Annotated in this window: 6 protein-coding genes; 5 read left to right on the top strand and 1 reads right to left on the bottom strand. The window is 40.7% G+C overall.

Translation table 11 applies throughout. The features are described from left to right. Window positions 1-89: 89 nt before the first annotated feature. The 5 genes from C6H66_RS17250 (at window position 90) to C6H66_RS17235 (ending at window position 4,090) form a co-directional block, all read left to right on the top strand. On the top strand, window positions 90-842 hold the full coding sequence (locus tag C6H66_RS17250) for a hypothetical protein (RefSeq protein WP_105396223.1): 753 nt from the start codon (window positions 90-92) through the stop codon (window positions 840-842). A gap of 74 nt (window positions 843-916) precedes the next feature. After that, window positions 917-1,657, top strand: coding sequence for a hypothetical protein (locus C6H66_RS17245; RefSeq protein WP_248000712.1), 741 nt, complete (start codon window positions 917-919; stop codon window positions 1,655-1,657). Between the two features lie 74 nt (window positions 1,658-1,731). Beyond that, complete coding sequence (locus C6H66_RS26045; protein WP_181150231.1) at window positions 1,732-1,875, top strand: hypothetical protein; 144 nt, start codon at window positions 1,732-1,734, stop codon at window positions 1,873-1,875. Window positions 1,876-1,950: 75 nt separating this feature from the next. Continuing rightward, the gene (locus C6H66_RS17240) at window positions 1,951-2,730 is read left to right on the top strand and encodes a DUF4123 domain-containing protein (protein ID WP_105396221.1); all 780 of its coding nucleotides are present in this window, start codon (window positions 1,951-1,953) and stop codon (window positions 2,728-2,730) included. Between the two features lie 448 nt (window positions 2,731-3,178). Further along, a complete protein-coding gene (locus tag C6H66_RS17235) occupies window positions 3,179-4,090 on the top strand; it encodes a LysR family transcriptional regulator (RefSeq protein WP_105396220.1) in 912 nt (303 codons plus the stop codon). Between the two features lie 133 nt (window positions 4,091-4,223). Here the strand turns inward: C6H66_RS17235 and C6H66_RS17230 are convergent, their stop codons facing one another. Continuing rightward, window positions 4,224-7,100, bottom strand: a complete 2,877-nt coding sequence (locus C6H66_RS17230) for an RHS repeat protein (RefSeq protein WP_105396219.1) — start codon at window positions 7,098-7,100, stop codon at window positions 4,224-4,226. Window positions 7,101-7,116: the final 16 nt, after the last annotated feature.

Genomic DNA, 7,116 nt, shown 5'->3' with positions numbered 1-7,116 from the left:
CAGTTAATAAAATCACTGACGGTCAGCCAGCAGGAAGAACAAGGGGAACTGGCCTTACAGCATTACTGTGATAAACAGGAATTATCAGTATGAAAATATTGAAGATAACGCTGTCCTTATTATTTCTCTATTTTATTTACTGGGCGTTTGGCGACACCTTTTTTGACAGGCTATTTCCTTTTTCGCCTGATGAGAAGAAACAGTTGATTACGGTGGAAGGTGTCGTGCCGAAATACACAAAACCGTATGTGTCCGCGCAGTATATCTCAAAAGACTGCCTTAGATATCAGCTTGATGCAGGTATGTCGCCTTATCAAGTGCCGACTTATTATGGATTGGATTTGGATGTAAAAGCTGATCCGCAAACTGGTTACTTTCAGGCGAAATTGCCTTTCAATGGTGGAGGATGGTGTAAATGGAAAATCAATCGAGCGTTTGTGGCGGTGGGTTATACCGATGTTAGTCATCTGGTGAAAGATGCCGAACTCTCTTCGGGAACAGGATTAGCCGCCTTTATCAATGATGCCGCACGAACAAATTATTCTGAAGCCTCTGAGACTCGTGCATTGAATACGATAAATTTCAGCCCGGTTATTTACCCTGTTTTGAAAATGGTTGAGGGACGTCCAAACAGAGTTTCCTTACAGGGCAAGGTAGATTCGTTTCCTTTTCGGTTGAAATTAATGCCAGGAGAGGAATGGAAAATCACCTTCAAGCCTAAACTGGATGAAACCAAGATGCCGAAAATTACTGTCACTAACGGAAGGGGAGAATGGGTTGAATACCCTGGCGGGCACATTGAAATCAATACCCAAATGGTGGATACCCGTTACATAAAGTAACGTTCTATAAGGTTGTGTCACCAGTTTATCTAAATGCCAACATGAGAATACTGTTATTAAAAGGAACTATCTGTGTGAAAATATTGAAGATAACGCTGTCCTTATTATTTCTCTATTTTATTTACTGGGCGTTTGGCGACACCTTTTTTGACAGGCTATTTCCTTTTTCGCCTGATGAGAAGAAACAGTTGATTACGGTGGAAGGTGTCGTGCCGAAATACACAAAACCGTATGTATCTGCGCAGTATATCTCAAAAGACTGCCTTAAATATCAGCTTGATGCAGGTATGTCGCCTTATCAAGTGCCGACTTATTATGGATTACGTCTGGATGTGAAGTCAGATCCCCAAACCGGTTACTTTCAGGCGAAATTGCCTTTCAATGGTGGAGGATGGTGTAAATGGAAAATCAATCAGGCTTCTGTGGCAGTGGGGTATACCGATGTCCGACATTTGGTGAAAGATGCTGTGCCGTATACGGGAACCAGTTTAACCGCCTTTATCAATGATGCTGTCCAGACGAATATTAGCGAAATCCCTGCATCGAATACGATTGATTTTAATCCGGTTCTTTACCCTGTTTTAGAAATGGTTGAAGGATTTCCGAAAAGTGTATCCTTACAAGGTGAAGTTGAATTGTATCCCTTTAGGTTGAAGTTAACACCGGGAGCAAAATGGAAAATTATTTTTAAACCTAAGCTGGATGAAACCAAAATGCCAAAGGTCATAGTAACTAGGAAAAGTGAATGGGTTGAATATCCTGACGGGCACATTGAAATCAATACCCGAATGATAGATACCCGTTACATAAAGTAACGTTCTATAAGGTTGTGTCACCAGTTTATCTAAATGCCAACATGAGAATACTGTTATTAAAAGGAACTGTCCGTATGAAAATATTGAAAATCACGCTGTCCTTATTATTTCTCTATTTTATTTACTGGGCGTTTGGCGACACTCTTTTTGACAGGCTATTTCCTTTTTCACCTGACGAGAAGAAACAGTTGATCACGGTGGAAGGCGTCGCGCCTTAAGTATCTTGCCAGACCGCTTTGTGCTGTGCAGGCTCAATTGGAAGCTAACTTGATTATCGATAACCAGGAGGATGTATGAACACTTCTATGAACTGGAAACAATGGCTGACTACGCCTAATAAGCCACCTGTTTTCTTTATGCTCAATTCACTGGCGGAACCTAACCCGGTGGAGCTCTTTTATCGTAATGACTGGGTAGAGCAGGCTTTTCCGCTATACAGCAATACACCAATGGATCACCTGCTGGCGCAAAGCCCCTGGCTGGTTCAGCCTAAGTCAGGTTGTCTGTCAGTAATCGGTCATCTGCTTGATAGCCAAACTCTGAGCGATAACAGTTGGGGTTGGGCTTATCGCAGTGAGGATTTATGGGCGCGACAGCTTAATCATTGGCGTTCACGCCAGCAGGTGATATTACAGGAGAAACAGGTGCTCTTACGCAGTATGGATGCGCGTATCCTCGGTCAGTTATTACCGGCAATGATCGTCAGCGATTGGTCGGCATTTTTGACACCGGTAAGTGAGCTGATGATCGATATGCCCGAGCCGCAGATTTATTATCGGCCTGAAAATTGTGGTCACGGTGGGAGTGAACAAACCTTTGTCTTGGGCGACCATTTAATCGAGGCTTGGTTACATTCTGATTATGCTTTTCAAGGTCAGGTATTCGCACTTATTAGCGATTTATGGGAAAACCACGGTGAATTGGCTGATAAGCTGGATGAGCCAGCAGGGAAATTACAGGAACGGATTATTGATTGGCTGAAATCGCGTTTAGAAAGTGGATGTAATATTAGTCACCTGACCAGTGCAGATTATTTACAGACGCTCGATGAACAATATACGGGCATTAATTAGCGATTAATGGTCAATATTTTACGAATTCATAAACCTATCATTATGATGGCGATTTTAAACAAGAAGAAATGCGATTAATTTCTTCTTGTGAAATATTAATAAATTGTGGTTGGTGTAAATTATATAATTTATTTAATGTTATATTGAGGTTAATTTAATGGAAATATTTTTGTAATAAATTGAAATATAAAATATGAATGATAATGAGATATATTTATATTAAATGGAATGATATGGGTTTTCATTAAAATCATTATTCCAACATAGTGGTAAATTATATTTATTTTATAAATATAATGTAATTATTAAATAAATATTAAGAATTAAAGTGGTGAAATCCAATGTCAATTAACGCATGTCCTAATGTAAAAGAATGCAAAGTAGAAACATAGTTGTCATGTTCTATGGTTAATATTCTATTTCTGGAATGAAAACAAGAGTGTATGTGATGATATTTTGTTCAAAGCAACTAAAATATTTTATGGAGTCAGCTAAGAAAGAGTCATTCACGTTAGCGGCGGATACGCTTTGTATTACCCCCTCTCCACTTAGCAGGCTCGTATATCAACTGGAGCAGCGTGTGGGATGCCAATTATTTGAGCGATTACCGGGAAAAACCAAGCTTACAGAAGAGGGCAAGGCGTTATATCAGGAGTTATTGCCGTGTTATGAAAGAATCCTGCAAGTTGAGGATAACTGGAATTGTCGTAGAAATTATAAATTGTCAAACAGAGACAAACTAATTATTGGCACAAGTGGAGAATATGTTAATAAGATATCTACAGTCGTAAAAAGAGCGGTGCAACGTTATCATTACCGCGATGTTTGTATAATCAACAATTTCCTTATTGATGATTTAATAAGACAAGACTCGGTATTTTCTTCCTTAATAAAAGGGGATATAACGGTTTATGTGACTACGGAATGTTATCCAGATAATGATGATATTATCAGGATAGATGGCGCTTATCAAAAGCTGTCTCTTGCTGTATCCAGTGATATTTTAGAGCCAGAAAGTCATGCTGATAAAATAATATATAGTTTTCCTTTGGTTCAGCATAATAGTGCTTTTTTAAAACAATGTGATAATTTTATGCCATTGAATTGCCCGCCTGAATACCAGAATCTAGTGTTATTGACGGTGCCTGATTTTACTAATAGATTAGATCTGGTGAAAACGGGTGTCGCGATAAGTTTAATGACACCTAATGAAATGCGCTATTCTGCCCATATTGATAAAAGTATAGCGTTTCTGAATTTTGAATTACTTCCAGCACCATCGGTAAGATATTGTGCTTATGCGCTCAGAAATAAATATAAAGAGCCATTAAATTCATTAATTTCTGATTTGATATTTTAAATATTATCATAATTATATGATATTTAATGTTAAAATGATTTGTTAATATTCAATAAAATAATAAGAATAATCAAGCCATGAGATAAATATTCTCTCATGGCTTGTTCATAATTATTTCTGGATAAAGTTTATTTTACTGTTGTATTTTTTTTCTATCAGCGTGGCGAATTTCAGAGAAAGTTATTGCTTCGGCATATTCATTCGGACCTTCTTTCCTTCTTTTTCCTGTTTTCCAAGGCTTGTCTGATTTTAACTGCTCGATAGTCAATTTTTCACCGTTATATCCAGCCATCACAAATCTGAAATCAGGTGATGCTAGTTGTTTTATAAACCAATCCATGCCTAATTTACTTGTTTGTCTAAAAAATGCCGTTGCAATAGTATTTTTTAGCCATGATTGGTCTTCGGCTGATAAGGTGCTTTCAAGTTCTCCTGCACTTCCTGCGGAAGCAAATTTCGTTAATATATCTCTCTGCCTTTGAATAGTGAAATCGTTACCGTCGCTATTTTTGAAAATGAATGCGTCTAATTTCTGGAATCGTTTTTGGCCGGATAACCCACTGAAAAGTCCCTTTGGCGGTAGAAGGTTTTTTATTTTACTCTGAATATCTAATTTTCCTTGATTTTCTACCATATGAAAACTCCATGACGCAGTGTAAGCATATTGTTGTTCATAGGCTTCCTGTTTAATTTTATCCGTAGCTGAATCCGCCTTTATACCTATAGCATCCAGATATTTAAGTGAGTTAGCTCTTATATTTCCCTCATTCAATTTAGGCGGGCTGTCTTCTTTAAGATTTTGAGAAATTCTAAAATAATCAGACAGACTTAATTCACCCATGATACCTAGCCCGGCATTATACTCATCGATGGTAACCGGATTCTTATTAGCAGCGAATGCTTTTCCCATCTCAGATCCGCGGTGATGACTGAAACCATATATAACCGTGTGTTCGACGTCTTTAATTTCAGGGACTCTACCATCAGTATCATGATATTTAATTGGATTATTCCTCACCATCCGATATAAATTCAGCCCATCGATTGTTCCTGCCGGATCGGAGCTTAACCACCGTCCTATCCACGGTTGGTAATACCGATAGCCGTAGTAATATAGCCCGGTGGCATCCCGCTCTTTGCCTGAATAACGGATAGTTTTATAACTGGCTTCTGTCTGATTCCTGGCGGCCCATAATGCTGTTCCACCATAAGGATAATACTCTTCTTCACTGATAATTTGTCCTTCGCTATTTAATTCAAGCTGACTGGAACCGATAAGATTATCGTAACTATAACGCAACTGATTATTGTCGATATCTTCCGGTTTACCGCTCTCCCAATGTAATACTCGTACCTGTGCCCGGCCCGCTTCTCCTACGGTGATAACTTGCAAATCTTCGGTTGTGGTCGTGCTGTTTTGTGTTAAACGGAGTTCCAGGCTCGGCAAATAAGTTATTCTCTGTATTTGAGCGTTGTTGCTGGCCCGCTGTTCATTGACTTTTAATATCCGTTTCCCGTCGCCACTATAACGATACCATTCCCGATCATCATTGGCGCTCTTGTCCCGTTTAACCAGTGTTACTTGTTGCAGTTCACCACGAGTATTCCAGTTCAGGTTTTGTCCTGATATCAAGGTGTTCTGATGTCCGCCTGCATCAAACAAAGCATCTACTTGCGCCGGATCTTCGGTCAATGTGCTGAGTACTGCGCGGTTGCTGCGATTTGAAACCGTGATATTGGTGGTGTAGTTGTTTTGCGTCGCCGGTGAACTGTGCTGGATTTTAGTCAGGTTGCCGCCACAGTCATAAATATAAGTACGGGTATAGTTAGTATAGGTGTTGTTATCAGAAGGTAGAGCCGGGGAGGGAAATTGGTTACTTTGTTGACCTATATTCGCCATTTCGCGCCCGGTGGCGCTGATAAGCTGATACAGGGAATCGTAGGTATACGTGTTTTCCGGCACCACTTTCTGATTGTGCCAAAAGCGGGTAGCTTCCGCATCGTTACGGATACTGATGACATTGCCTACCGGGTCATATTCATAGCGCAGATCTTGCAGCACTTTAGTGTCTGACGGACGACGGGTTTTGATACCGATCAGCCGTTGGGTTTCCGGTTCATAACTATATTCGGTGATAACACCATTGCCGTGTTCTTCGAGTAATTTTTGTCCGGCGGCGGAGTAGGTCAGGGATTTGATAATCACTTGTTCCGTCTGGCCTTTGAGTGTTAGCCAGCTCCCGTTTAGCTGCCCGGCCACATCGTAAGCTAGCCTCTGAATGTTTCCTTTGGCATCGGTCTGAGTCAGTAAAGCGCCGGTGGCATCGAAGGTGCTCAGGGTTGTGTAGATATCATCAGCCAGCATGTTTTGCCAGACGGTTTCGTTATCACCTGTCCAGTTAGCTTCTTGGGTGTCGATCAATAGTTGGCTGGATTGAGATAAAACAGTACCGGTCAGTGATAAACTCTCTAACCGGGTAACTCCCGCCGTGTCATAGTGACGCACGCACTGGCCGGCAAGGTTATGGTTTTTCTCTGCTTCGGTATTGCCAGCCCAAATCAGGCGTTCGGTGATACGCGATGTTTTTTCCTCGGGTGTTTGTTCGGTAACAGATAACAGACGGCCGGGCAGGGAAGAAGTTTCATATTGTCGAGTTTGTATAACCCCTGTTGCAGTCACCGTTAGTAGCGGACGGCCTTCAATATCATTCAAGGTGACAGTGCGACCTGCATCAATGCTCTCTGTACATAGGGGATTACCGGTCAAATCATACTGCCAAAGAAAATTGGGTTTGATCGTATTGTTGGTTTTCTTGGCCTCATATAGGCGCGGATCGATGCTTTGATTTAGGTATCCGTGAATATCGTATTGATGGCGGGTAATACGGGTATCGGGATCACCATTTGCGGTAGTACGATGAAAATCGATGTTACGGATTATCAGACCACGGTTATCGTAAACGCTGACAGTAGGGGTTTTTTGATAAAGTTTGGGATCAATGTTTTTCATGAGTTACCTCGTTGTT

Origin of the sequence: Photorhabdus hindustanensis (genome assembly GCF_002968995.1) — a bacterium.
GTDB classification, from domain to species: Bacteria; Pseudomonadota; Gammaproteobacteria; order Enterobacterales; family Enterobacteriaceae; genus Photorhabdus; species Photorhabdus akhurstii.
This window is presented reverse-complemented; position numbering and strand designations above follow the sequence as displayed.